General features: G+C 48.8%; 19 protein-coding genes. 6 read left to right on the top strand and 13 right to left on the bottom strand.

The genetic code is table 11. From position 1 onward, the window contains the following. Positions 1–524 precede the first annotated feature (524 nt). The 8 genes from EDC56_RS13640 to EDC56_RS13605 all read right to left on the bottom strand — a co-directional run bounded on the left by EDC56_RS13640 (position 525) and on the right by EDC56_RS13605 (position 8,919). Positions 525–1,598, bottom strand: coding sequence for an AI-2E family transporter (locus EDC56_RS13640; RefSeq protein WP_123713127.1), 1,074 nt, complete (start codon positions 1,596–1,598; stop codon positions 525–527). Between the two features lie 4 nt (positions 1,599–1,602). Then, positions 1,603–2,262, bottom strand: coding sequence for a potassium channel family protein (locus EDC56_RS13635; RefSeq protein WP_123713126.1), 660 nt, complete (start codon positions 2,260–2,262; stop codon positions 1,603–1,605). Between the two features lie 5 nt (positions 2,263–2,267). Continuing rightward, positions 2,268–3,158: an HlyD family secretion protein gene (locus EDC56_RS13630; protein WP_211333692.1), complete on the bottom strand. Its 891-nt coding sequence runs from the start codon at positions 3,156–3,158 to the stop codon at positions 2,268–2,270. Positions 3,159–3,167: 9 nt separating this feature from the next. Beyond that, positions 3,168–3,383 (bottom strand): DUF1656 domain-containing protein, encoded by a 216-nt coding sequence (locus EDC56_RS13625; protein WP_211333691.1) that lies wholly within the window; start codon positions 3,381–3,383, stop codon positions 3,168–3,170. After that, complete coding sequence (locus EDC56_RS13620; protein ID WP_123713124.1) at positions 3,373–5,016, bottom strand: TolC family protein; 1,644 nt, start codon at positions 5,014–5,016, stop codon at positions 3,373–3,375. Before EDC56_RS13620 ends, EDC56_RS13625 begins: the two co-directional genes overlap by 11 nt. Before the next feature lie 6 nt (positions 5,017–5,022). Further along, on the bottom strand, positions 5,023–7,152 hold the full coding sequence (locus EDC56_RS13615) for an FUSC family protein (protein ID WP_123713123.1): 2,130 nt from the start codon (positions 7,150–7,152) through the stop codon (positions 5,023–5,025). A 305-nt stretch (positions 7,153–7,457) separates the two neighbouring features. Then, on the bottom strand, positions 7,458–7,943 hold the full coding sequence (locus tag EDC56_RS13610; RefSeq protein ID WP_123713122.1) for a hypothetical protein: 486 nt from the start codon (positions 7,941–7,943) through the stop codon (positions 7,458–7,460). Positions 7,944–8,043: 100 nt separating this feature from the next. Continuing rightward, positions 8,044–8,919 carry a LysR substrate-binding domain-containing protein gene (locus EDC56_RS13605; protein ID WP_123713121.1) on the bottom strand — a complete coding sequence of 292 codons (876 nt, stop codon included), beginning with the start codon at positions 8,917–8,919 and terminating at the stop codon, positions 8,044–8,046. 180 nt (positions 8,920–9,099) lie between these two features. Here EDC56_RS13605 and EDC56_RS13600 point away from each other — a divergent pair, with 180 nt between their 5' ends. The 3 genes from EDC56_RS13600 (at position 9,100) to EDC56_RS13590 (ending at position 11,919) form a co-directional block, all read left to right on the top strand. Then, positions 9,100–10,008: a DMT family transporter gene (locus tag EDC56_RS13600; RefSeq protein ID WP_123713120.1), complete on the top strand. Its 909-nt coding sequence runs from the start codon at positions 9,100–9,102 to the stop codon at positions 10,006–10,008. 267 nt (positions 10,009–10,275) lie between these two features. Then, positions 10,276–11,199 carry a hypothetical protein gene (locus tag EDC56_RS13595; protein ID WP_123713119.1) on the top strand — a complete coding sequence of 308 codons (924 nt, stop codon included), beginning with the start codon at positions 10,276–10,278 and terminating at the stop codon, positions 11,197–11,199. A 510-nt stretch (positions 11,200–11,709) separates the two neighbouring features. Beyond that, on the top strand, positions 11,710–11,919 hold the full coding sequence (locus EDC56_RS13590) for a cold-shock protein (protein WP_123713118.1): 210 nt from the start codon (positions 11,710–11,712) through the stop codon (positions 11,917–11,919). A gap of 215 nt (positions 11,920–12,134) precedes the next feature. Here EDC56_RS13590 and egtD read toward each other — a convergent pair whose 3' ends face one another. Then, on the bottom strand, positions 12,135–13,118 hold the full coding sequence (gene egtD, locus EDC56_RS13585) for an L-histidine N(alpha)-methyltransferase (RefSeq protein ID WP_123713117.1): 984 nt from the start codon (positions 13,116–13,118) through the stop codon (positions 12,135–12,137). Positions 13,119–13,465: 347 nt separating this feature from the next. Between egtD and EDC56_RS13580 the strand changes: the two genes are divergently transcribed. From EDC56_RS13580 to EDC56_RS13570, 3 genes are all read left to right on the top strand, one after another. Then, a complete protein-coding gene (locus EDC56_RS13580) occupies positions 13,466–14,557 on the top strand; it encodes a linear amide C-N hydrolase (RefSeq protein WP_123713116.1) in 1,092 nt (363 codons plus the stop codon). A 286-nt stretch (positions 14,558–14,843) separates the two neighbouring features. After that, complete coding sequence (locus tag EDC56_RS13575) at positions 14,844–15,275, top strand: DUF3127 domain-containing protein (protein WP_123713115.1); 432 nt, start codon at positions 14,844–14,846, stop codon at positions 15,273–15,275. Between the two features lie 238 nt (positions 15,276–15,513). Then, a complete protein-coding gene (locus EDC56_RS13570) occupies positions 15,514–20,223 on the top strand; it encodes a DUF3320 domain-containing protein (RefSeq protein ID WP_123713114.1) in 4,710 nt (1,569 codons plus the stop codon). 153 nt (positions 20,224–20,376) lie between these two features. Here the strand turns inward: EDC56_RS13570 and EDC56_RS13565 are convergent, their stop codons facing one another. The 4 genes from EDC56_RS13565 to gshB all read right to left on the bottom strand — a co-directional run bounded on the left by EDC56_RS13565 (position 20,377) and on the right by gshB (position 25,234). Then, positions 20,377–21,402: a medium chain dehydrogenase/reductase family protein gene (locus EDC56_RS13565; RefSeq protein ID WP_123713113.1), complete on the bottom strand. Its 1,026-nt coding sequence runs from the start codon at positions 21,400–21,402 to the stop codon at positions 20,377–20,379. 160 nt (positions 21,403–21,562) lie between these two features. Then, entirely contained in the window at positions 21,563–22,006 is a 444-nt protein-coding gene (locus EDC56_RS13560; RefSeq protein ID WP_123713347.1) for a DUF3465 domain-containing protein, read from the bottom strand. A 209-nt stretch (positions 22,007–22,215) separates the two neighbouring features. Continuing rightward, positions 22,216–24,204: a flavohemoglobin expression-modulating QEGLA motif protein gene (locus EDC56_RS13555; protein ID WP_123713112.1), complete on the bottom strand. Its 1,989-nt coding sequence runs from the start codon at positions 24,202–24,204 to the stop codon at positions 22,216–22,218. Beyond that, a complete protein-coding gene (gene gshB, locus EDC56_RS13550) occupies positions 24,188–25,234 on the bottom strand; it encodes a glutathione synthase (RefSeq protein ID WP_123713111.1) in 1,047 nt (348 codons plus the stop codon). The genes EDC56_RS13555 and gshB overlap by 17 nt, the downstream gene beginning before the upstream one ends. Positions 25,235–25,474 lie beyond the last annotated feature (240 nt).

Here is a 25,474-nt window from a genome sequence, read left to right as displayed (position 1 = left end):
GGAATCACTCTCGTTTGTGTTTTGTTTCCAGTATTTTCCGATCTCCATGTATTTTGCCCTACGTATTTGTACGTGGCTGAATAGGCATAATTGTAGTGTTACTCGCTTATTATCTTGTAACTATCCTATTATCAATGGCTTAGTGTTTTCTGGGGGAGTGGCTCGGAAGTCATTGGATAGGGAAATATGCTTGGAAATATAAAATGACGTGCGGCATTAAATTTTCGTTATAAAGCTATTAAGGTTGATAGCGAGGCCGGTTAATGGTCTTTGATAACGTAGGAGTAGGAGTAGGAGTAGGAGTAGGAGTAGGAGTAGGAGTAGGAGTAGGAGTAGGAGTAGGAGTAGGAGTAGGAGTAGGAGTAGGAGTAGGAGTAGGAGTAGGAGTAGGAGTAGGAGTAGGAGTAGGAGTAGGAGTAGGAGTAGGAGTAGGAGTAGGAGTAGGAGTAGGAGTAGGAGTAGGAGTAGGAGTAGGAGCAGGAGCAGGAGCAAGCGGTTGCCAAGGACAACCGCCTGTTTTTGGGTTAACTGACTTCCTGTGCCATCCAGGCATGGAACAGCTTGTACCAAACGGCTAGCACGATTGCACCAATGAATAGCCCTATTAATCCCATGGCTAACATACCGCCAATAGCGCCGATTAAGATCACTAGCATCGGGATATCTAAGCCGCGCCCCATCAGCATCGGCTTGAGCACGTTATCACTTAAGCCGGCGATGAGCGTCCAAATGGTGAAGATTGTCGCCGTGGTGTTATCCATCGCGGAGTAAGCATAAATGATCAGCGGTAGGGTGATGATGGTGGCAGGCAGCTGAGCGATACTAAAGATAAGGACAACAATACACCATAGGCCTGCTAGGGGGATTTGGGCGGCGAATACCCCAATGCCAATGAGTACGGTTTGAATGATGGCAACACCGACCACGCCAAGTAGCACGCTGCGGATCGTAGCGGCGCCTAACTCCACCATGGATTCGCCACTGTCACCCACCAGCCGAGTCGCGATTTTCTTGCAGCCACGATCGATCGTCTCGCCGTGTGTCATAAAGCCACCGGCAACGGCAAGTGAGAATATCGACATGGCAACACTAACGATGCCTCCTGTGACCAGTCCTACTATTACTGAGGTGATGGAAATGAGCTGTGGCTTTACCTGCAGTAAGGCGCTTTCTAAGTTAGTTGATAGTAGCGTCCAAAATTGACTGATTTGGTCGCCGACTAGCGGGATTTTATCAACCCAGCTGGCGGGGCCAGGTATGCTTAGATCGCCGGCGTGAAAGGTTTCGATGGCCGATTGAACGGGGGCGGATATTGATGTCAGTAGTGCGGCGACGGGAATAACAATCGCGGCGATGGCCAATAGCACAAACAGTACGGCAGCCAGGCCTCTCTTCTTGGTGTATTTCTCGAGCCAGCGTACCAGCGGCATGGCGGCAACGGCGATAATCGCCCCCCACAGCATGGGAATCACGAAAGGCTTGATCAAGCCGTATGACCACGTTAATAGTAGAAAAATAGCACCAACCTTCAGTGCGGATTCGACCATATTGCTGACAAACTGCTTGTCGGGGTCCGTCGAACGTAATTGATCACCCATAGTATTACTGATCCTTTGTTTGGTTTTGATTAGCATTGATTAAGCTGGCGACAACAACGGCCATATAAAATACGCCGAAGATAGCCTCCAAGTAGACGACGACCCTGGCAAAGTCAGTGGCGGGACTAATATCGCCGTAGCCCAGAGTTGTTAGTGTGACAAAGCTGAAATAGGCGGCATCGGAAAAGTTCGCGACCCAGCTATTTTGCTCTAGACCATTAAAGGCGTCAGGAGACGCCTCCATGATGAGAAGGTAAAACACAGCCCAGATGAGCCCGACTAATAAGAAAATAGCGATAGATCCGACGACCTCATTGAGATCAACATGGCCGCTAAATAAGACTTGGCGGGCAGTACCGTAGGCGGTACCGATAAAGAAGACTAATAATACGCTTAAAAACAGGTATTCCCTTTCTTGCATCAATAACAGGTATTGCACGATGGCCAGACTAATATAGACGGCAATCAACACGGCGATAAAAGGGCGCCAATATTGGCCGAAGCGCAGGCTGACCAAGGTCACGGCAAAGGTTGCCAGTAACATCGCTTTGAGTCCGTAGGCGCCGATGCCGACCTCGTTTTCGACATAGGGAAATAGGGCGGAAACCAGCAGGGTAAATACTAACGATAGTGTTAAGTAGATGAAGTTGTGGTGTCTATTCATCGTCTTCACGGCGAATCCTCTTCCGATAAGATTAATACTGATGCGCTCATGCCGAATCGTAAGTTAATGTTGTCGGGGATAGCCTCAAGCTCTATCCTTACCGGCATGCGTTGGGCTAAGCGTATCCATTGAAAGACGGGCTTGATGCTCGGTAGCAGGTTGTAGCCAACGGTGCCGTCTGCTGGTGCAATTCCCCAGCCCATCGATTCGACGCGACCTTCAATAGGGGTGTCCGGATAACCCATCAATGTGACGACGGCGGCGTTACCCATGCCGATCTTATTGAGTTGGCTTTCTTGGAAGTAGCCAAATACCCAGAAGCTGTGTTCATCGACAAGTGCGAGTATGGGCTGATTGGCGATGGCTTGAGAGCCAATTTGGAAATTGATGTTAGAGACGTAGCCATCAACCGATGCATAGACATGTGTGTACTCAAGCTGCAATTTGGCTGCGATTAAATTTTGCTCGGCCACGGTGATACGGCTCAGTGACTGCTGGTAGTTAACTTCTCGGCGAATCATATCTTTATCGGAGACAGCGCCAGCATCTTTGGCGGCGATATCTTTCAGGCGCTCATACTCGATCTTGGCGCCCTTTGAGCTGACTCTTTCACGTTCTAAGTTGGCGATGGCCTGTTGTACGCTGACTTCATAAGTGGAAGCGTCGATCGTGAAAAGTAGATCCCCTGCTTTAACATGCTGGTTGTCGACTACGGCGATCTCTATCACGGTGCCGGAAACCCTAGGCGTGACCTGAATCACTTGTGCTCTGACTTGACCATCACGGGTCCAGGGGTTATTGAGATAGATGCCAAATCGTTGGTAGACAAAAAATCCGACGATAATAAAGAAGGCTAAGTTTGCGGCTATCAGTGCCATTTTCTTTGGTTGGTTCACGTCAAATCCTTAAATAGGGATAACAAAGGCATCAAGTATCAAGACAAAGCTGGCAAAGATACTAATGAAGGTCATCGATGGGTAGCTGATAAAACGGCTGAACCCTGTCTTGTTAAAAATAATGGTCGTTATCCAAGTCAGCAATAGGGCGGACAGGGCGACGGCGATCAGTGGTGAGAAATAAACGTCGCTTATAGCGAGTTCATGGGGGGGATTATGCATCATTAGCATCGCCCCTTTTGATTTCGCGATCAGCTTGCCGCTGCTTGAGCTCCTGATCATAGTGCTGGCGGTCGATGGGTTGGGTGAGCATGTCGCCCCAGTCGGTGCGCTTGTTCATCTGCTCCACCGTGTCGTCATTTAACAAAGGCTGCCCATTCTCAAGTTGCCAGCCACCGCCAAGCGCCTTGTAGAGTTGGACGACCTGACCGGCGATATTACCTTTGATCTGTGCGTAGTTATCTTCATTGCGGGTCATCTTCTCGACAGTGCTGAGTAATCGCTGATAACTTACTAGACCATTCTCATACTGACGCATGGAGATATTGAAGGCGCGTACAGAAGCCTCGACGGAAGCTCGATTGTATTGTAACTGTTGATTAAGGCGTTGGTAGGCCTCGACAGCGTTATCGACCTCTACGACGGCATCGAGCACGGTTTGGTTGTAGTGAGTCAGGCTGGCTTGAAACAATGCATCCTGCACTCGGACTTGGTTTTTAATGCGTCCATACTGAAAAATATTCCAGTTGAACGCTGGCCCGATGTTGGCGTAGACCGCTTCAGAGAGGCTATAGCTTCCGCCATCAGGAACAACTTGGCTAACGCCTAAACTACCAAAGAGACTAAAGCTGGGGTAAAGCTCGGCTTCGGTAGCACCAATTCTGGCACTCTGCGCCTTAGCTTGCATTTGTGCGATTTGAATATCAGGGCGGCGAGATAACAGGTTGGCATCGATCTGCGTGCTCATTTCCTCGACGGAGGGAATAATAGAGCGTGCATCGTAATCGTCCAGCGCTTTAATATTGGCGTTATTGGTTGCTGCCATACGTTGTTGTAGGTTTAGCGGTTCATGGCCCTGCTGTAACAATGCGTCGACCTGCTCGGGTAGCATGGCCAGCAGTGCTGCAAGCGCGTTTCGTGCTTTAATCTGCGCGATTTCCAGTGCGGGTAGTGTTGATAAGGTTGCGTAGAGCTGTGTCTTGGCTTGCTGAACATCGAGTTCAGAGACATCACCAGAATCGAACTGGACCTGTGTGATTTCGGTGATGCGCTGCTGAATCTTAATGTTCTGCTGAGATAACAGAACACGTTCCTGGTAGGTGCGGTAGTTAATATAATTGCGCACCACTTCGGCGGTGATTGTAATCATCACCTGGTCATAGGAAGCCATGTTCGCGTAGAGGTTGGCTTCGGCGCTTTCGATGCCTCTGGCATACTTGCCCCAGATATCGATTTCCCAGCCCATATCTAACCCTAGGTTGACGCTGGTGTAGTCAGTTTTGTTTTGATAACCATAGGCGCCGTTGCCGGAGAGAGCCTGTCTTTGTGGATACTGTAAAGCATCGCTAAAGCCAAGGGCGGCACGGGCCTGAACAATGTTAAGGCCGGCAGATTCTAAACTGAGATTTTGTTGGTGGGCTAAGCCAACTAAACGATTGAGTGTGTCATCGTCAAATTGCTGCCACCATTGCTGAGTTTGCTGGTAACTTTGCTCGCTATCCTCTTGCTGCCATTCGCTTGGGAGCTGAGCTGGGTTTTGTGTGATGTAATCTGGGCCGAGTAGGGTGCAGCCGGGGGCTGTCGCGAGCAGCAGTGCGATCGTAGCGGCTAGAGTGTGAGGACGAAACGGCTTATTCATTATGCTTTAAAACCTACTCTGTGATAATTCAGTCCAATTAACATGGTCTATTCGTTGGTCGCATAGCATTAACGAACTCATGATATTTTTATACAGGTTAATACCCAAATAGAACTCAGCAATCTCTTGTTTGTTATAGATCGACCAATCAAGAGGGGCGAGTAGTGCATTAATTTTTTGCTCGTAAACAGGCCAGAGTAGTTTACTGTCAGTGCTGATCTGGCGAGATACGGAGTGACGCAGTGGCGCACAGAGTTCTTGCAAAAAATTCTCGTCGCTGGACTGTCGGATATGTTGGATCAAACGGTTATTATTGAAGCTCTCACGTCGCTGCATTAACAATTGAAGGCGGCCGGATAAAATGGCCATGCTCTCATTGAGCTCATTGATAGATTGTTGGTCGAGCTCGGTGAAGTAGCTGTAATCAATCGACGCGCTCCAAGTTTTCATCTTATGGTTCAAGCGTACGCAGGCAGAGGCGGCATAGGTGAGATGCTTTTTCTGCCAGTGGTTGAGGCTCTTTCCTTGGTAGCGCAACACAACGTTGGCGGCAGCAAAAAAACGCTGGCGCATGCTGCGGTACAAATATTCTGGCTTGCTGTTGAAAGGGAGGTAGGTGGTAATAAACAGTACGCTTACGGCAAGGTAAAGCATTAACATTACCGTGAGAATAACGGCGAAGTTATACTGCATTTGATTATCGATGCCTAAGACGAAGAGCCCGAGCAGGAAGAACATTGTCACAGGCCCTGGCAGTAAATAAAAACCGATGAAGGCATAGACAAAGATAAAGATAAATAAGCCGCTCCAGTGGCTGAGGCCTGGCAGGATAAACACGTAGGCAAGGCCAGCAAAGAGAAAGGCAAAGGTGAAAAGAAGGAATAGCAGTTTCGGCTTGATCGGAGTAAAGCCGACTAAGGGGACAAACATGGTGGCAAAGGTGACAAAGCTATAGCCACCTGGGGGGTTGAAAAAGAACCAGAGGCTATGTGCCAACCAATACGTGATGAATGCCATCGCGCCGAGCTTAAAGCTCTCTCTGTCCAGCCAGATAAAGGAGGCAGCTTTAGACCTTGGCTGATAGTCAAAGTGTTGGTCACCGCTATTGAGGGAAAGCACAGTTTGATTGAGGGCTGACAGTAACTGACTGAAGCTGGCTAGCCACTCGCCGCGCGCGATACGCTGGGCGGCCTCGAAGTGGGGTAGCGTCTGCCACTGCTGCTGATCAGTTTGTCGATCAATAGCGTCTACTTTTTGCTGACCGCCTTGCCAGCATGAGTGGATGGCCGATAGTTGCGATTCGATGATGTCGAGCAGGTGTTGCTCACCGGGGAGGTGGCTTGCGCTGTTGTGCTGTTGGCTTACATCCATCACATTGGTCAAACGTGATGAGATGTCTTGGTAGTGTTGCGCAATCATCTGCCAGTGCTTACGGAGCGCGTTGGCTTCACCGGCGTCTGCGCGCATGGTGATCAGCTGTTGCTGCAAAGCTTCAGTCTTGCTGACTATCGCGGCTAACTGCGCTCTAGCTTTATCGTTGGCGCTGGATTGACGAAGCGTAGAAAATAGTTGGCAGTAATCCTCGCTGAGTGTGGTGACAGTTTGACGGATATTGAGCGAGGGTTTGGTTGGCCATATGAAACTGCCTATCAAAGTGTAAACGACGATGCCGAAGGTGGTCATATAAGCGCGTTCAATGCCGTAGAGTAGGGAACCATCAAAATCGCCACCGTTATAGCTCATCATCACCATGACACCGGTTAGCATAAAGACGGTGTTGTCGCCTTGGCAGCATCGGTAGATATAAAATACGATAGCCACTACAAGGGAGACGGCGAGGAAGTAGAGTGCAGTATGACCAGATAGCAGTATGATCAACCCGACACCAATAACCATGCCGATAAGGGTGCCAATGACTCGATAGGTACCTTTTAGCAACGACTCCCTCATCCCGCCGGTGGCGACAATCAGCATGACCGTCATTGCTGCAGTCGAAGGTTGGCTCCAGCCAAAGGCCATGGGGATGATGTAAGCGAGGGTTAGGCTGAGTGAAACTTTGATGGCGAATTTAGCTTTCGGAGATAGATACCCCCCTAACAAACCATTGAGTCCTTGTCGCCATTGTGCTGCTGTCATCGCGTACTAACAGCCTGTGTGGTTGAGGTCATCTAAGTTGCCTTTTACTGTTGGTCAGTCATCAGAAAGAAGGTGTGTGTATGCGTCTTAAACGCAACTGTTACCAGTATCAAGCAATAAGATTCGCTAACATGTACGAATGTTAATGTAACGAACCTCCACTAACAAGTGACCTACGACATACTAGCATAACTCTGTTGCCGTGTGAGTGATTATACTTATATTGCTCACAGTTGCGCAGGTGGCGCTACATAGGTAAGAGAGGGGGCGTCCCTCCGAGGTTCGCAATGCGAAGCGGATATTATTTATTGAGGCAGACGGCCACGGTGGACACGATTGATATTCTGGAACTGTAGCAGGTTCAGCTCTAGAAGCGGGGTCAGTCTGCCCTGGGTGTTGGAGACCCCGGCCCAGCCATCTATGTCCATTTCAAACTCAACATAAGCAGTGCCATCCTTAATTTCAAAATAAGTCACCTCGGCTGCATCTGGGTAGGGCACAATCGATTGGGAGACCAGATAGGCGAGTTCACGCGGTGTGATGTCATCAGCAAGGGGGGAGCCAACCATTTTAATGCTAGGAAAGGGGTCTTCGCCGCCAGCTTGAATGAAGTCAGTCATCAAGCGGTAGTAGAGTTTGTCGTCTTCGGGAAGCAATAGCTCAATGGCGTTGCTTTGCTGTTGCGAAGCTACGGTGTCGATTGAGGGGGTTCCAGAGCAACCAGAAATAAGCATGAGTGGTGTTAAGGCAAGCGCTCCTACCAAGGCGAGTTGACAGATTTTATGACTCATTTGCTTTTCCTATTAATATTGTGACCGTTCAGCGTAGCGTATTTATGAGGGGGGCTTCATCTGTCTCCATCAAATATTGCTTCTATAATGTTCGATTAGTTTAAATTTGCTCGCTGATCCAGTCGATGAAGGCGGCTATCGAGGGCTCTTTTAAACGGTGCTTTTTGCACATGAAGTTGAACTCAAAGCCAGTATAGACATCGGGCAAATCAAGGGCGACAAGCCGGTTTGTGGCGATATCATTGTCCACCATGAAATCGGAAGCGAGTGCGACACCTTGCCCGGCAATGGCGGCCTCAATCGCCATCAGGATATGACTAAATACATGCTGTTGTTGACCGGCGGGGAAAGTGACGTCATTGGCTTTTTGCCAGAGCTCCCAGTCGATGCCTGTTAGCTCCTCATCAACAGCCAATAACGGTTGTTCAAAGAGTGTCTCAACATTGATGTTTTCACTGCGTGCAATGAGCTCGGGGTGGCAAACAGGAATGAGGCGCTCTTTATGTAACAGCTGGCAGGCGTAGGCAGGGTGGTTACAGCTGCCAGTAATGAACATGTCGGCAACGCTATCAGAGAGCACGGGGTCATCGGTGAACATGTTTAAGCGGATATTGATCTCGGGGTGTTGTTGCCGAAACAGTCCCAAGCGTGGAATCAGCCATTTCACGGAAAAGGAGCTGTAAACCGCAAGGCGCAGCTCAGGTGTTTCGCCGCCGGAGATTTGTTGGTTGAGCCCTGACAAGGCATCAAAAATCTGTGACAGCTCTTTATAGAGCAGTGTGCCCTTCGCAGTAAGCTTGAGTTGCCTGCCATCGCGCTTGAACAGTTGCTCGGAAAAATGCTCTTCGAGTAGCTTGATCTGATGTGAGACAGCGCTCGGCGTAATGCACAGCTCACTCGCGGCACGTGAAAAGTGCTGCTGCCTAGCGGCAGCTTCAAATACTTGTAGAGCACGCAAGGGGGGAATCTTCCTCACAATAATGACCTGCAGCTTGGTAGTTGAATTAAATTCATCAATGGTTAAAAACCTTCATTTCATCTAAATACTATCACGCTATACCATGCGCCACATTATCTCTCTCGCTCCGTGTTTGGTCTAAAAAAGACGTTGTTGCGCAAAGCCACTGTCGTCAATAAATTTGTGTAGTTTGCTGTTATGAAAAGAAATGTACTTTTGGGAATCGCGTTGCTGATTATCGGTAGCGCCTTTAGCTCCGTCTATGATGTCGCGATTAAATGGTTGCCAGCGGATACTAATGCCGCCACCTTTATGCTGGTGCGTCAGTGTGTCTCTATACTTATTGCCTTGCCGCTATGGTTACACGCGGGGGCTTCGACATCGAAGAAAATGAAGATCCACCTGATTAGAGGTAATATCGGTGTCTTTGGTGCATTATTTCTTGTACTAGGCTTGATGTCATTGCCGCTAGCTACGGTAAGCTCGTTATTTTATTCGGCACCATTAATGATCATGTTGATGGGCGGCCTTTTTCTAAAGGAGAAAATCAGCGGCGTGCAAGCGTTAGCTTGTATTATCGCCTTTGTCGGTATCCTTATTATTCTCCGGCCAAGCCAGGTCAATATCTTCGGGCTTGCAGTGATTGCCTCGGCATTTGTGTTTTCAATCTGTCAGTTACTATTGAAAAAGCTGCCGCATAGCGAGTCACCGGCGATTACATTGTTTTTCACAAACCTATTTGGCTTTCCGCCGGTGCTGGCGTTTGTCGCTTACCAGGGTGTAGAAGGGCTGAGCTGGTCATTACTGCTGGTCGCTATACTCGCCAATGGCTCGTTATTAATCTACCAATGGTTCTGTGTGCTTGCCTATCGACAAGCCCAGGCCAGTGAGATAGCTATTGCTGAATACTCAGGTTTACTGTTCTGCATATTCTTCGGTTGGCTGTTTTTTGATGAGTGGTTGGATGGCCTTAGTTGGTTGGGTACCGCATTGGTTATCATGCCATCGCTTCTGTTGTCTTGGTTATCTTCTCGTAGGGGTAGAGGCTGGGCGGGGTTTTTTTGGGGCAAGTTACGGGGCCGCAGTGTGGTTGCCGAAGCGGAATAAATAATGAAGGTTGGTTAACGCAGACTTTACTGATGTGTCGTTTTTTTTAAATAGAGCTCTTCCGTCTGTTCTGCCCACTTACTGCTATTGAAGGCTGTTTTTCATGTGGTGGCTGTTAGAGCGTTAAGTTTTTGTATTTTTGAGAAAAATATTATTATGTTTGTAGGAAAAAGGGTTAACCAGTAGCGATTTCACTTTCGCTATGCTTCCCGGCTTGTTGTTATGGTCGTTATACTTCGCGCTCATTGACATAATAATGGATTAGTTATGAATAAGAATCTTCTTTCTGCTATCAGTGGGGCTGTTTTGCTATGCAGCAGCCTCTTTAGTATTACATCTCTGGCTGAGCTGACACGCGAGCAAATAATGGCTGTGGTAGAGGCGTCGCCTGCGATTGTGGCGGTACACGATAAGGGGCAATGGCTTGATTTGTTTGCCGAGCAATCAAAGATTGAGGATCCCGTCGGCACACAGCCGCACAAGACGTTATGGGACGAGCAGACGCAAAGTTACAGCAAGTTACCTCTCGACAATTTCTATGACACTTTCATTGCCACTAACAACATAAGTTTTCATGTGAAGGAGGACATTGTCGCAGGCAATGAAGTGATTCGAGACGTTGATATCACAACGGTGATGAGCTCCGGCCTGGTGGTGGTCGTGCCGACGCATTTGCGTTACAAAGTGATTGAAGAGCAGGGCGAAGCTAAGATCAAGCGTTTGGCTGCACATTGGGAGCTGAACGCGATGATTGGTCAGGTCTTGGGGGATCAAGCAGGGCTTGTCACAGGGGCCGAAATGGCTTTGAGGATGCTGGAAGAGCAGGGGGTTCAAGGGGCGATGGGTTATCTCAAAGGGATGACTGTCGGTATTTTTGATTTGGGTAAGAAGAAAGCGTTGCGTTTTGCCGAGGTAGTCAATAGTGGCAGCAAGGCGGAGCTAAAAAATCAGTTTAGTTGGTGGAAGGGGGATGTTGAGTTCCCTGTGGCTGGTATCCGTTATGACTTGGACGGTTTTGATCTTCGCCGTCAAGGTGTGACACTCAGTTTGTCAGAGCTAAAGTCGGCAGGTTGGTACACGAGTGCACGCTTTAATCTTGTTGATCAAGGTGTGCAGCGAAGCGGTATTGTCTTCTTCAAGTTTGATGAATATACATACCGTATCAAACAGGTGCGCTTCTTCTGGGAGTGAGCGTATCTAAAAGCTGTGTGTTGTTGATGTATAGCGCTAGTCTCTAGCGCTATAGTAGGCAAGAGGCAAGAGGCTAGGGGGTGTGCAGCTCGATAATACTGGTAGCCGTTGAGCTACTTTGTAGCATGCGTATTTTTTCACTCTTATGCTGGTCTGTAGAGGCTGGGCATGGGGAATGAATGCTTACTCGAGAAAACCTCACCCTTTTGTTCATTTGATCATTGTTACGCGGTTGTAATGTTGGCTTGTTGATACAGCCAACTCTATTCTTGATATGAGCATGATAAGACGGTTAGGCGGAAACAATACTAAAGAGTACGCAATGTCTTGACAGCACCTTTCGGCTGTTTATAATTTTACCTGCTCTTTGACGCAGAAAGCATTTATGTCCGGTTCAGAGATAACCATTATGACTAGTGTTAAGTCATGATTATCATAAACTATAACTGCAGTAGAAGAGTTCGGCCTCGTTTTAGAGGTGTTTTACATCAATAATTATAGGGTTCAGGTATGTCTAATACTTCCACCGGAACGGTTAAATGGTTCAACGAATCAAAAGGCTTTGGTTTTATTGAGCAAGAGTCCGGTCCAGACGTTTTCGTTCATTTTAGTTCTATCCAGGGCTCAGGTTTTAAGACCTTAGCAGAAGGTCAAAAGGTAGAGTTCATCGTGACTGATGGTCAGAAAGGCCCTCAGGCAGAAAACGTTAACCCCGTTTAACACCTGAGCTTTCGTTTTGACGATCCGGTCATCGATCGGGTTGATAAGTTACGACGGCTGCGATGCAGGCCGTCGTGAATTATTTTGGGCTTTGTTCCCACCTCTGTAAGTTTTCTCCGGCAACATCTGTGTTGTTAGCTCTAGTGCCAAACCATTTTTATCTATCCCCTCGACGATTCTCATCTACAGTTAGTCAGTGCGAACCGATAACAAACCTATCGAGTGCTCTCTGGTGACTGAGGGCTAGAAAAGTATTGCAGGCTATAGAGTTGTTGTTCATCGATCCACTGTTTGACCGGTATTAGGCCGGCTTGTTGAGCAAGTGCGGCGAAGCTTTCGACGGTGTACTTATAAGATTGCAATGTTTGAATGCGCTCACCGGCCCGAATGGGTATCGTCTGCCCTAGCAGCTCTACTTCGTGATCTACGCTGCTTTGTAAGTGCATCTCTATGCGTTGCTTGTCTTCATTATAGAAGGCCACATGATCGAATAAGTCCTGGTCAAAGTTACCATCTAGAAGCTCATTCGCGTGCTGGAGGGCGTTGAGGTTGAAGTCGGCTACGAGCCCCTGCTCGTCGTTGTAGGCTTGCTGTAATATCGATGTATCCTTTTGTAGATCAACACCAATCAGTAGGCCGCCGCTAGGTGCGATGAGTTGATGAATTTGACGAAGGATTGTGATGGCTTGCTCAGGGGGATAATTAGCAATGCTCGACCCCAGGTAAAGGACGCATTTTTTGAGTTTTCGATAGTGCTCAGGTAGTTGACTGCTGGTCGTAATGTCGCCAGCTATCGGATGAATGTAGAGCTCTGAGAAGTCTTGCTGTAAGTGGCAGGCAGATTGGAATAAGAACTCAGCCGAAATATCGATGGGAACATAACATTGAGGTTGTAGGGGGGCCAACAAATGGCGGACCTTGCCGCAATTACCTGCGCCGTGCTCAATAAGCATTTGCCCCGCCCCCATGTATTGAGCAATCTCCTCACTGTGTCGTTGTAATAATAGGGACTCCGTGCGAGTCAGATAATATTCGGGCAGGGCGGTAATCTTTCCAAATAGGGCGGACCCGTATTCGTTGTAGTGAAACTTTTGATCAATACGTTTGTTTGGGCGGTTTAGCCCGACGAACAGCTCGTCACTAGGGTCTACTAATGTTTCTTTACTGATGATTTGTTCTGTGGATTGCATTCCTTGCATGAGCCATCCTTGTTGTACGTGATATTGAATATGATGTTGAGCCGAAAGGCTAGCTCATTCTTATCGGCTGCTGTGCGCTAAAGTCTGATGTCGCGCACTCTTTGTCGATTAAATCCGTTTTAATCGAGGTCTTAAGTATAGACGGTGAATCGTAGTTGCTATGGTGTTGAGAGTGGGGGAGATCAAATCACACCTTTGACTTAGTCTATTGTGAGTTTATCTCGCTGATATTTCAATGCTAAAACGCGCTAATAATTGTACATATCAATGGTATACCTAGCTATTAGTAGCGGTGGGGAAACACGCTATGCTTAATGGTCAAGGCTAATTAATGAAAGGGAAAGGAAATGAGTAAAACCTTTTGGGCGAAATCGATCGCTGTTGTTTTTCTTCTGCAAAGCATGATGCCAGCGGCAATGGCGTGTACGGGCATCGTACTTCATGCTAAGGATGGTACAACAGTACCTGCTCGGACAATGGAGTTTGGCTTTGATATTAAATCCAATATTGCCGTCGTTCCAGCTAATACAGCTATCGATACCTTGACTTCAAATGAGGATAAGAAAGGCTTTAGCTATAACAATAAGTATGGCTTTGCAGGGGCGACAGCGCTAGGCAAGCCAATCATTGTGGATGGTATGAATGAGAAAGGGCTTTATTTTGGCGCCTTCTATTTTAATCACCTTGCAGTCTATGAGGAATTGACTGAGGCTAATCAGAGCAAAGCCATCTCCAGCGAGGAGTTGGGTAACTGGTTGCTCGGTAATTTTGCAACAGTTGAAGAGGTGAAGACTGCGCTCTCTTCCGTTCATGTGGTCGGGACTTATATCGATGCGATTAAGAGCTTCGCCCCACTACACTATGCGGTTACCGACGCCAGCGGTAAGTCGATTGTTATCGAATATACGGCCAGTGGTCTACGTATCTTTGATAACACTGTTAATGTGGTGGCAAATAACCCGACCTACGATTGGCACCTCACCAATCTGAATAACTATATTGGCTTGATGTCAGATAATCGTGAGACCATCACGGTCGGCACCCAGAAGCTCAAGCCCTTTGGTGAGGGTACTGGTCTTGTTGGTCTGCCAGGTGATCACTCCTCTCCCTCTCGTTTTGTGCGCGCGGTAGCTTTCGCGAATACTGTGTTACCAACCAAGGGCGCGGCTGATACCGTCTTCACCGCATTTCACCTTCTCAATACCTTCGATATACCGAAGGGCTCGATACGTGAGCAGGGGGCCGATGGGGTGTTTACTGACTATACAGTCTGGACATCGGTGGCTGACACAAAAAATGTAGTCTACTACTACAAGACTTATATCACGCAGTCGGTAGAGAAGATTGACATTAAGAAAGCCTTGGAGGGGCTTACTAAACCGAAGATCATCGTTATGGAGAGCGGCTTTGAGGTCAAGGATCGTTCTAAGGGTCTCTAGTGGGGCAAGATGTCTAACTTAGTTGTGAGGAGGGTGGCTCTCGATAATAATGGATTATCGGGAGCTATTTTTGTTTAGAGCGCGGCTTTCGATTGCCTTGATACGGTTCACGCCTTGAGTGACGCGCAGTACAGTAAGGAAAGTGATATATTAGCTGGCTGATTGAATGGCCGCATTGAGTACTTGTAGCTGTGGTAGGTCCTACTTAATTTAGTGGGAGCAGTGAGTGGATATACTTAAAGTAGTGCGTTATTAGACAAGAGTTTATTAGATAAAGGGTTATTAGATGTCCAAGAGTTTTGAGGTACAGGGTGAAATCCACTCTATCGGTGATACAACGGAGTACGGGAATAACGGTTTTACCAAGCGTGAGTTCGTGATTAAGCTGACCGGCGAGGGAGAGAATACTAGTTACCCTAACTATGTTGCGCTGGAACTGATTAAGGATAAGTGTGCACTAATGGATGCTTATCAAATCGGCGATGAAATCGTCACTCACTTTAATTTATCGGGTCGCCTTTGGGCAGGTAATGGTAAGGGTGAGAAGTGTTTTACCAGTCTTCAGGCATGGAAAGTTGCCGCCGCAAGTGCTACAACTGCGGATAGTAGTGATAACTATTCCTATGATCAATCGGCGACTGCACCAACTTATGATGACGTTCCCGCTGACGTCTCTAGCAAAACAGCCAATAGTTTTGATGACGATATCCCGTTCTAGAATGAATGGCTTTGCTGCGTGAGCTATTGCGGCCCGAGCCTTCTCGGTGGCTATGAGACGCTGTTATCACTTGTAGCCTGCCGATCGCCCAGCAACGATGACAAACTCCCAACAGCTTGATTGAGTTTGGATAAATAAGAAAAATAGCGCTTGAAATCAGTGTATAGTCACAATGTGTGCTTTATTTTTTGACAGTATGCTTAGTAGGATGAAAGCTGGATAGCGTGGGAGTTTCTCAATGGGGTCGATAAAAAAACAGTTGGATATCAGTCGCATGGAATTGCTCGATATGGGTATCCGCGGCAATACTCTACTGCACTTTCGTGCGACAGCTAAAACCTTATCGGTGGTCGATGAGCGATCTGATGTGATTTTCGAGCGCCTTGTCGAGCAGCAGCAGGCTATGTCCTTTATTCCTCTTCCTGCTAAATTATTGAATGCTGATTCTGAACTCGCCAGTTCAGAGCCATTGGAAGACCAGTTGCAGCTACTGAGTGGTCCTGAGCGGCATATCGACTGCCACTTGCAGACCAAGTTAGCAGCGAGCCTTCTCGATAAGCGGTTACTGAAAATTAGTACCGAGGCGAATAGCTTTTATCAGGAACAGGGTGTCGATATCCTCTATCTGGCACTAGGTTTTCTGACTTGGTACGAAGACGGTCATCCGGACAAGGCCCGTCAAGCGCCGCTCATACTGGTCCCCGTTAAATTACAACGAGGTTCCGCTAAGGAACGTTTTAAGCTCCATTACACTCAAGCAGATCTTGGGCCGAACCTAACACTTGCGGCTAAGTTGAAAATGGAGCTTAAGATTGAGCTACCAGAGTTTGCCGAGGAATTGACACCAGAAGAATACTTCGCTGCAGTAGAAGCTGCGGTTGCTGCTCAGCCACGTTGGCAAGTGAGCAGAAACCATGTTGCGCTAGGGTTGTTTTCTTTTGGTAAGTTTCAGATGTACCAGGATCTCGCCCCCGATAGTTGGCCATCATACTGTCAGCCAGACCAGCATCCGGTATTGCAGCGGCTACTAGGAGAGGGTTTCAAGGCCAGTGATAGCGATGATCTGCCTGTTGAGCCGAAGAAAGCGCTTGATCTAACGGGGCTCAGCTTTGTAAAAGATGCAGACTCTAGCCAGACCTCGGCAATACTTGCGGTGAGGAATGGCGAAAGCCTGGTGATCCAGGGGCCACCCGGCACGGGTAAATCACAGACGATTACTAACATTATTTCTCAGTCGATCGCCGATGGTAAGAGTGTACTATTTGTCGCGGAGAAAATGGCGGCATTAGAGGTGGTAAAAAGCCGGCTCGATGATTGTCAGCTTGGTGAGGCAGTGCTTGAGTTGCACAGCCACAAGAGCAATAAGAAGTCAGTGCTGTCAGAATTACGCAGAACCTTAGAACTCGGTGTACCTAAGGTAGAAGACTGTGCCGCTGACAAGGCTAGGCATCGCCTGTTGCAGCACAAGTTAGATCGTTATTGTCGTGAAGTGAATGCGCCCATCCTTAATAGCGGTATGAGTTATATCGATGCGCTAGGCTATGACTTACAGCTAAGCAAGGAGTCATCAGGGCATAATTTACCCGTGTTAGACTTTGAGTTGATGCGTGAGTGGGATAGCGAAGACTTTGATCGTGCATGTACATTGGTGCGGCCGCTGGTGTCGCACTTAAGTGAGATGGGCGTGCCGAGTAGTCATCCGTTCTCTCAGTCGAAGCTTGAAGATTTCTCTCCTGCAGCACAATCTCAGTTGTTAGAAACGTTAGCGCAGTGCGACATTTTATTGGCAGATAGTCAGCAGCAGAGTCGTGTGCTTGCAAAGCAGGTGGGGTTGCCGGCACCGACAACGGTTAATGCCATTGTCGGTTTATGTGCGGCGGTAGAGCGGTTGTTGAGTGCACCCCGTTTGGCTGGCTTGAACTTAGAGGCAGCTGAGTGGCGTGACAGCGAAGAGCAAATTAACCAACTGATTGCTACTGCGACAGAAATCAGTGTGATCAAAAATAGCCGTTCTGGGGTTCTGATTGATCAGGCTTGGTCCGCGGACCTGTTGGCTGCCAGGCAGGCTTTTGCAACCACCGGAGAGCATTGGTGGCGCTCGTTTTCGGGGGCCTATAGGCGTGCTGAAGCCTGCCTTAAGGGGTTGTTGCTTATTGACCTACCTGAATCCAGCGACGATTGCTTGGCTTTATTAGATGATGTGTTGAAAGTACAGTCGCTGAATGAGCGTTTTGAAGGTCAGGCATCACTCGGTGAGCGTTTGTTTGGATCGCGTTGGCGTGGTTTAGACAGTGATTGGGTGGAGCTGCAAGAGCTAGCAGAGTGGTTAATTGTTTTCTATCGACAGCCAGGGCCTGATGCGTTGTCATCTGGAGCGTTACGCTTTTTGCAAGATGGCGATAGTCTCGCGAAGGGGCAGCAACAGTTGGCCTGCATGGTCGAGGCTGTCACAGCCATGCGCGACGGTATGGAGAGCTTGGCACAGCAGTTGAAGATTACACGTTTAGAGGATGAAAACGTGTTACTCACCGAGGAGTTCGGTGTATTGCAACAACGCTGTGTTGCATGGCGAGAGCAAGTTGACTCGCTGTATCAGATGACACGCTACAACTGCCTGGCCCGCATCTTACGCAGTAAAAAGCTAACAGCGATCGAGAAGCTCGCTTTTCATTGGCAGGGCCCGCCACATTTATTATTAACGACGCTGAAAAAGACCTGGTATGAAGGCCTACTTCATGAGGCCTACAGTCATAGTGTATCGATTAAGCATTTCGATCGCTTGAATCACGAGAACATAATTGACGAGTTTAAGACACTTGATGGCGAGTTGTTTCTGCATGCGCAAGAGGCGTTAGTTGAGCGACTGCATGAAAACCTGCCGCATGCGAGTGCTGCAGGAGAGGCGGGCATCATTCGCCATGAAATGAGCAAGAAGCGACGCCATATGCCGCTGCGGCGCCTATTAAAACAAGCGGGGCGGGCCGTTCAACAGATAAAGCCAGTTTTCATGATGAGTCCAATGTCGGTGGCAACCTACCTAGAGCAAGGGGCGATTGATTTTGACTTGTTGATTTTTGATGAAGCTAGCCAGATTAAAGTGGTCGATGCTATCGGCCCTATTCTTCGGGCTAAGCAGGTCGTGGTGGTCGGTGATACTCGGCAGATGCCTCCTACAGACTTTTTCAGCCAGAGCTTGGAGCTTGAAGATGAGGAGGCGGAGCGCAGTCAGACTGCCGACATAGAAAGTATCTTGAATATGTTCATCTCTAAGGGGGCACCCGAGACGATGTTGCGTTGGCATTATCGCAGCCGACACGATTCGCTGATTACCGTGTCTAATCATGAGTTCTATGACGGCAAGCTGATGATCTTCCCTAGCCCAGGGGTGAACGCACAAGCTAAAGGTCTATCTTTTCAGCATATTCCTGAGGCAATCTATGATCGAGGCGCTTCGCGAACCAACCCATTGGAAGCGAAGGTGGTGGCTGAGGCGGTGTTAGACTTTGCGCAGACAACACCGCAGTTAAGCCTTGGTGTTGTTGCCTTCTCGACGGCGCAACGTGACTGTATTCTGGAAGAGTTGGAGCACTTACGCCGTGAAAACCCCGACTGCGAAGACTTTTTTAATGAGGAAAGATTGGAAGGCTTCTTTGTTAAAAACTTGGAGAATGTCCAGGGTGATGAGCGAGATACTATTTTTGTCAGTATCGGTTATGGCCGCACAATTGATGGTGGTGTGAGTAAGAGTTTCGGCCCTATCAATCTCGATGGCGGTGAGCGCCGCCTCAACGTTTTAATTACTCGTGCACGGCTCGCGATGGAGGTGTTCTGTAACTTTACCGCGGAGCAACTCGGTGACGTCGACGACAGCCCGTTTGGTGTTCGAGCGTTAAAGAGTTTTATTCACTATGCCGAAAGCGGTGACTTAGTGAACGAGTGCGAACCTGTGGTACAACACGAGACCCCCTTTGAAAACCAGGTGACGGAAGTGATTCAATCACTGGGTTATGAAGTCGAAGCGCAGCTCGGCACAACGGGCTTTTCTATTGATATCGCTGTGCGAGACCCTCAGCATAGTGACCGCTACCTTTTGGCCGTCGAGACCGACGGCGCCAATTATGGACATGCTAAAAATGCTCGAGACCGTGACCGCTTGCGGCAAAGCGTGCTCGAAGGGTTGGGTTGGCGCTGTCATCGGGTCTGGAGCACGGATTGGTTCCGCAGCCCAAAGCGTGAGACTGATCGCCTCAAAGAGGCTATTGATGAGGCAGTGAGCTATTATCATCAGCTCGACGACGGTGCCGCAGAACGACTACGTAGTGCCGGAGACCCCAACGGTCAGCAGGCACGTGTGGCAAGGCTGTTAGAGGTTGAAGGTGAGGCGCTGGTGCCAGCCTACACACTGACGAGCGGCGACATTGGCATTGCTCGAGCAGTAAAGATCCATAAATTGCATGTGGCGGTGATTAATAAGGCAGTACAACGCATTGTCGAAATAGAGGGCCCTTTGCATATTAAGGATGTTGCTGATCGACTGTCTGAGAGTGCCGGCTATGTTCGCGTGGGGCCAAGGGTGGTGCCTCATCTGGAAGCGTCACTGCCAATAGGGCACGCTGAAGGGCTGTTTTATTTAGAAAATAACTTTATCTATTGTAATGGCGACAAGCAGGTTGCGGTGAGGGACCGCTCGGCGTTAACAAGCCGTCAGCGTAAGTTGGAGCATATCCCGCCTGAAGAGCTTGAGGCCGCGTTGTTACTAGCGATTGAGGTGGGCTTTAGTCTCTCTGCAAAGGCAGCCGTTACCGAGGCGCTGACACTGCTTGGTTTCCAGCGCAAGACTGAAAAGGCGCGACTAGTAATGGCTGAGAGGCTGAAGCAGTTGCTTGCCGAGGGGCGGGTGAAGCAGGAAGGGGAGTTGATTAGCTGCTTAATTAAAGAGCGTGCTTAAACTCGGTGAGAGTTGACACTGGCGAGGCGGTGTTAATCGCTTCGCCTGTGATGAGCTGCCGTTGTGACGAGTGATAGTCGTGGTAAATGATAGTCGGGGTAAAAATAGTTGTGCTAAATGATAGTTGTGATCAGTAGCTGCAGTGCCTATTGTTTATGGCTGACAAATGAGTACAGTCTTGCCGATGATTTCAGCGTTATCAATTTGCCGGTGTACCTCTGCGGCTTCTGCTAGAGGCCTGCGTTCGGCTATAACGGGTTGCAGTTTGCCTTGTCTTAGCCACTCGAACAGTTCGCCGATGTCTTCTTTAAACTCTTCCTGGTGGCTTTCACGTCGTTTCTGAATATTAAAAAAACAGCTCTTCTTACCATCGGGCAAGAGCTTCCAGCCAGCTAACAACTTAAAGAACCCCCATAGTAGAGAGGGCAGCTTCTCCTCCCCAGTGGTAAGTTGGTAGGCACCAAAGCCGATCAGTGTGCCGCCACGCTTAAGACATTGGTATGAACGCCCCCAGCTCTTGCCGCCGATGGTGTCGAAGACAATCTCGACGCCTTGTTTATCGGTGAGTTGCTGCACGCGCTCGACGAAATCTTCGCTGCGGTAATCGATCGGCTTGGCGCCGAACTTTGCGAGTAAGGGGTGCTTGGCTTTCGATGCTGTACCTATCACTTTTATCCCCATTAGCCGCCCCAGCTCACAGAGCGCTGAGCCGACGGCGCCGCCGGCGGCATGAACAAGGGCAGTGCTGCCAGAGGGCAGGGGGCTGACGCGTTTTAACATCTGATAGGCGGTGCCATAGGAGAGTATCATGGCGACAGCTTCTGCAGGGTCTAGGTCATCAGGCGCAGCAATCACTCTACTCGCCTCAACGGTTAAATACTGAGTGTAGCCGCCAATCATGCAGAGGTCTGCAACGTGGTCGCCGACCTGGAACTGGGTGACTTTGCTGCCAACCTTGTCGACGACGCCAAACCAATCGTAGCCTATCACGAAGGGTGGTTTAGCCTTATTGTCGACATATTGCCCTTCGCGGATAATGGTGTCAGTGAAGCCGGTGCCTGCGGCTAATACTTTGATACGCAATTCATGCTCTGTTGGTTCGGGCAGTTGCAGCTCTCTCTTAAGCTGTAACACTTCTGGCCCGCCAAATGCTGTCACGACCACCTTTTCATAGGGCATGCTGATACCTTTTTTGATTGTTAGCGTCGTCTGCAGTGCCCCCGTTACCAGGTGATCACAGTTTCAGCATGATTGGTTTAAATCTGCGGGTGAGACGCACGACTCATTGTCCAGCAATAGGCGTTGGAGCTTATCGTAGTTAGGGCTGTTTCGATAGGGGCTATCGATAGGTTGTGCCATTATGCTTGAGCCAGCCATTGGCGTGTCGCCCTTTGGGGTCATGGTGTGTCCAATGGACAACGCCACCGCGATTATTCCATTCGTACTCGCCATAGAATTCGACTCTGTCGCCCTTATTGAGCTTGGCCACTCGGGAAGATAGGTCGATGTTATGTGCAATGAGGATAGTCTGACCACTATCGAGGGCTAAGATGAACTTCTGGTGACGACTGCCTTTATTATCATCACGCAAGATAGCTTTGACAGTACCTGAACCGCGAACCTGTATATTGCTCAGCTTGTTGTCGAGTGCATTGCTTAAAGCGCGGTCATCGTTGACTGAAAGAGCAGCTTTGTTGCTCGTTTCAGGTGAGAAGGTTGTAGAATCGGTGAGATAAAAGTACGCGGCGAGAGCCAACAAGATGAAATAGAGTATTTTCTTCATGAGCATATGTCTCTCGGAAGTGTCTTATCGGTTAAGGATAAATGAGTGGTGTGCGGGGGGGAACATTTCGCTGAATCAACCTACGGGCTAAGAAGATCATGACATAAAAGCGTGTAAGGAGGTAGGCAGTGCGATGCCGCCGCACTATTGAGACTAGCGTAATACGAACAAGGCGACACCGTAAAGTGTCGTCTTGTTACTGAACCCTATTATTTAATCGACGAAACAAGGTAGTCAATGATGGGCTCATGGCCTGTCCGGTTAACCGTCATTGCAGGTACCTCATACTTGGGCGGGTTAATAACTCCCCTAGCAATCAGTGAATCCAACGTATCGATATAAGCCAGTCCGGTTTTGCCGACCATCAGCGAGCTGATATCGCGTTCTTGATGGAGCTTTAGGACATCTCTAAACCCTCTCAGGTAGAGGTGGTCTTTGGTGAAGCCGCCACCCCGGAATACTCGCATGGTCTTAGTGAAGGCGGCGTCTTCACTGAGCTGATAATCATTGCTAAGACGACTAAAGACTTGCTGGAAGCTGCGCCCTTTTACCATCATATTGACCGCCAATACACGTAACGACAGTCTCTTTAGCCGATTGAGGTCGATATTACCCGAGAGGTATTCTGCCATCACGGCAAGCCCCTCCTGGGTGTAAGTATTCCCCGGAAGGCCTAGCTTAAAGATTTTCAGTGGTTGCTGAAAAGCATTGAACGAGGTCACCATGTGGACACCGAGTTCGTGATGAATGAGCGCGTTGAGCGCCTTCTTCGAAAACTTAGCGTTTTTGTTGATGAGAATATTCTTTCTTTCGACCATAGCCTGGGCAACGATCTTAGCGCTAATGATGACTTTGCAGTCGATATTCAGCGCAGCCGCGGCCTCCTCAAACAGGCGCTTGGTTTCCTCGGCACCGAACTCTTCGACTTCAACATCAGCATCTGGCAGCGCTGCTGCGTGCAAGATGAATTCAGCGTTAGCGATGTCATTGGCACTTGGCTCTCCGTAATAACGCATGGAGTTATAGAGGAAATCCGGGGTACCGACCTTGCTGAGTAATTCAACTTTAATCGCATAGGCATTGACGACATCACGGTACAGCGCACGTATCGTTGGGTCTTGAATGTCGGCGACGGGCAAGCTGTATAATTGCTCCTTAAACTCATAGGGGTCAATTCTCAGCTGACGATAGGTAAACTGAGGTTCATAGTGGCGACGCCCTAGGAAGCGACGCTTCTCTTGGGCGAGGTTAATCGGGTTGACATAGCTGAGAGTCTGGAAGTTATTGGCCAGTTTATACAGTGTCTTATCGACGAACAGCATCGCGTTGTCGAGATTGTTCGGTAACAGTTGTGCAGGCGTTAGTTTAGCGCGCTTAAACTTATCGTTAAACGCTGCTGCCGCCTCCATGACCGCGAGATGAAGTCCCTGATGAATGGCGTCCAACACCAACGGGAACGGCTCACCGGTGAATTCATCCATAAACACCTTCTTAATCTCCAGTGGAATAGCGAAGGTGTTATTGAAGTTACGGTTGATGAAATAACTGTGGTAGCCATTTCCTTTGAATACGACATCACGCGCCACACTATTGTCGACGTTAGGAAGCGCTATGTCGGCCAACCTGCCTTCAAACTGCTCGAGGATTGACTTACCCCGGCGGGTATTAAGGTGGGCGGTACCGATGTTGAATAACGGGGATACCGGATAGTCTCGGCTGCGCCAATTGTAGGAGTGTACGTCGACCAACAGGCAACCACCAAAGCGCTGCTCGAGTTCACTCAATATCGCCTTGAGTATACGAAAGTAGCGGTGATGTTTGGCGAGGCTAGCCTTACGCTCAGCTGGACTGAGTGGGCTAGACCATACCTCTTTTCCCCATGCCTGATCGTAGACCGCAAGGTTTGGAGCACGATTTAAATCGTACTCGTAACGAGAGTCGTGTACACATAGCGTAATTGGGAACGAGGTGATCAGCTCATCGGTGAACAGGTCTTCCTCGATCTGACGTTCGTCGCTGTCGAGTAAACACTTTGACTGCAGCTCCTCGCGCAGTCGACCGCCCGCATGAATGGCAGTACAGATGTACGGTACATACTCCTCGATTTTGATGCTCAAGGAGTGATCCTCAAGCATTGCCTCGAAACCGTCACCCGCTTTAATAGCGGCAAGCATTTCTGCTTCAGATAGCGTCAGCATCTTCAATTACCTGTCTGAATTCGTTTTTACGGCTTCTTACTAGCTCCTTGGCACTGACGACGCTCTCGACAAAGTCGATAACCTGTGTCTGCAACTTGGTGCGGTTGAGTTTGTTAATACGGGTAATGCCACCTGGGCTTAGCACGTTGATCTCTAGTAACTTGTCGCCAATCACATCGATGCCGGTGAAATACAGGCCATCACGAACCAACTTAGGACCGATGAATCGACAGAGTTTGCGCTCTTTCTCGGTCAGCTTATGTTTCACAACATGGCCACCGGCATGAACGTTAGAGCGAACATCGCCTTCGGCAGGAACACGACGCATGGCGCCGATTGGCTCACCATTAAGCATCAATATGCGCACATCACCCTTTTCAGCACCGGCGACATAGTCCTGCAAAATCACATAGTTACCCCCGTGTCCCTGTTCGTCACCACCGATGTAGAACTCCAGTAATGAGCTGAAACTTTGGCGCGCATTTTTTTCAACCAGAATGACGCCGCGACCGCCGTAGCCATCAAGAGGCTTGAGGATCATTTTTTCGGACTCGGATTCATCAAAGATACGCTCGAGATAACGACGGTTTTTAGAGACGTGCGTGGCTGGAATAAACTCACTTGCCGAATCGTTAAACGATGCGGTGTACAGCTTGTTGTTAGCGACTCGCAAGCCATCAATATCATTCATGATAAAAGTATCGTCGCGTACAGAGTCCAAGAAGTTGAGAGCAAGCGTGTCCAGAGGCGGATTGGCGCGCATAATTATTGCGTCAAAGCCTGCCAGGGGCAGAAGACAGCGTCTGAAAACCGCATTGCGATGGAAGCTGGGTATATTGTCAGTCTGCTTGGTCTTCTTGCTGATCACATCGCAAAAGGCACTGGCGACATTGTCTCTAATCGTCAGATTATGCAGGGTGGTTATCGCGACAGTGTGTTTGCGTGCAAAACACTCGTGTATGAGGCGCAACGTCGTGTCGTTTTCGGCTTCAACGCGCTCCCAGGGGTACATAATAAAGCATATTTTCATGGTGCTAGTTCCTAGTCGTTTTGGGGGTAAAATACGAGCGTACTTTCACGCCGCGACAGTGATGTTGCGAGGTGAGAAATCGGCTCAGGTGGAAATTTTGGCGAATGTATCCGATTGTAAAACGCTAGGCAATATTAATTTTTGTTATGAAAATAAAAAATATACGTTGGTGGTGTTTTGGTGTGCCTACTGCTAAGTATTGTTTCGTATAACATGCTGTTATTAAAAGCTATTTGTGTT

The sequence above is a fragment of the Sinobacterium caligoides genome (assembly GCF_003752585.1).
Classification (GTDB): domain Bacteria; phylum Pseudomonadota; class Gammaproteobacteria; order Pseudomonadales; family Sinobacteriaceae; genus Sinobacterium; species Sinobacterium caligoides.
This window is presented reverse-complemented; position numbering and strand designations above follow the sequence as displayed.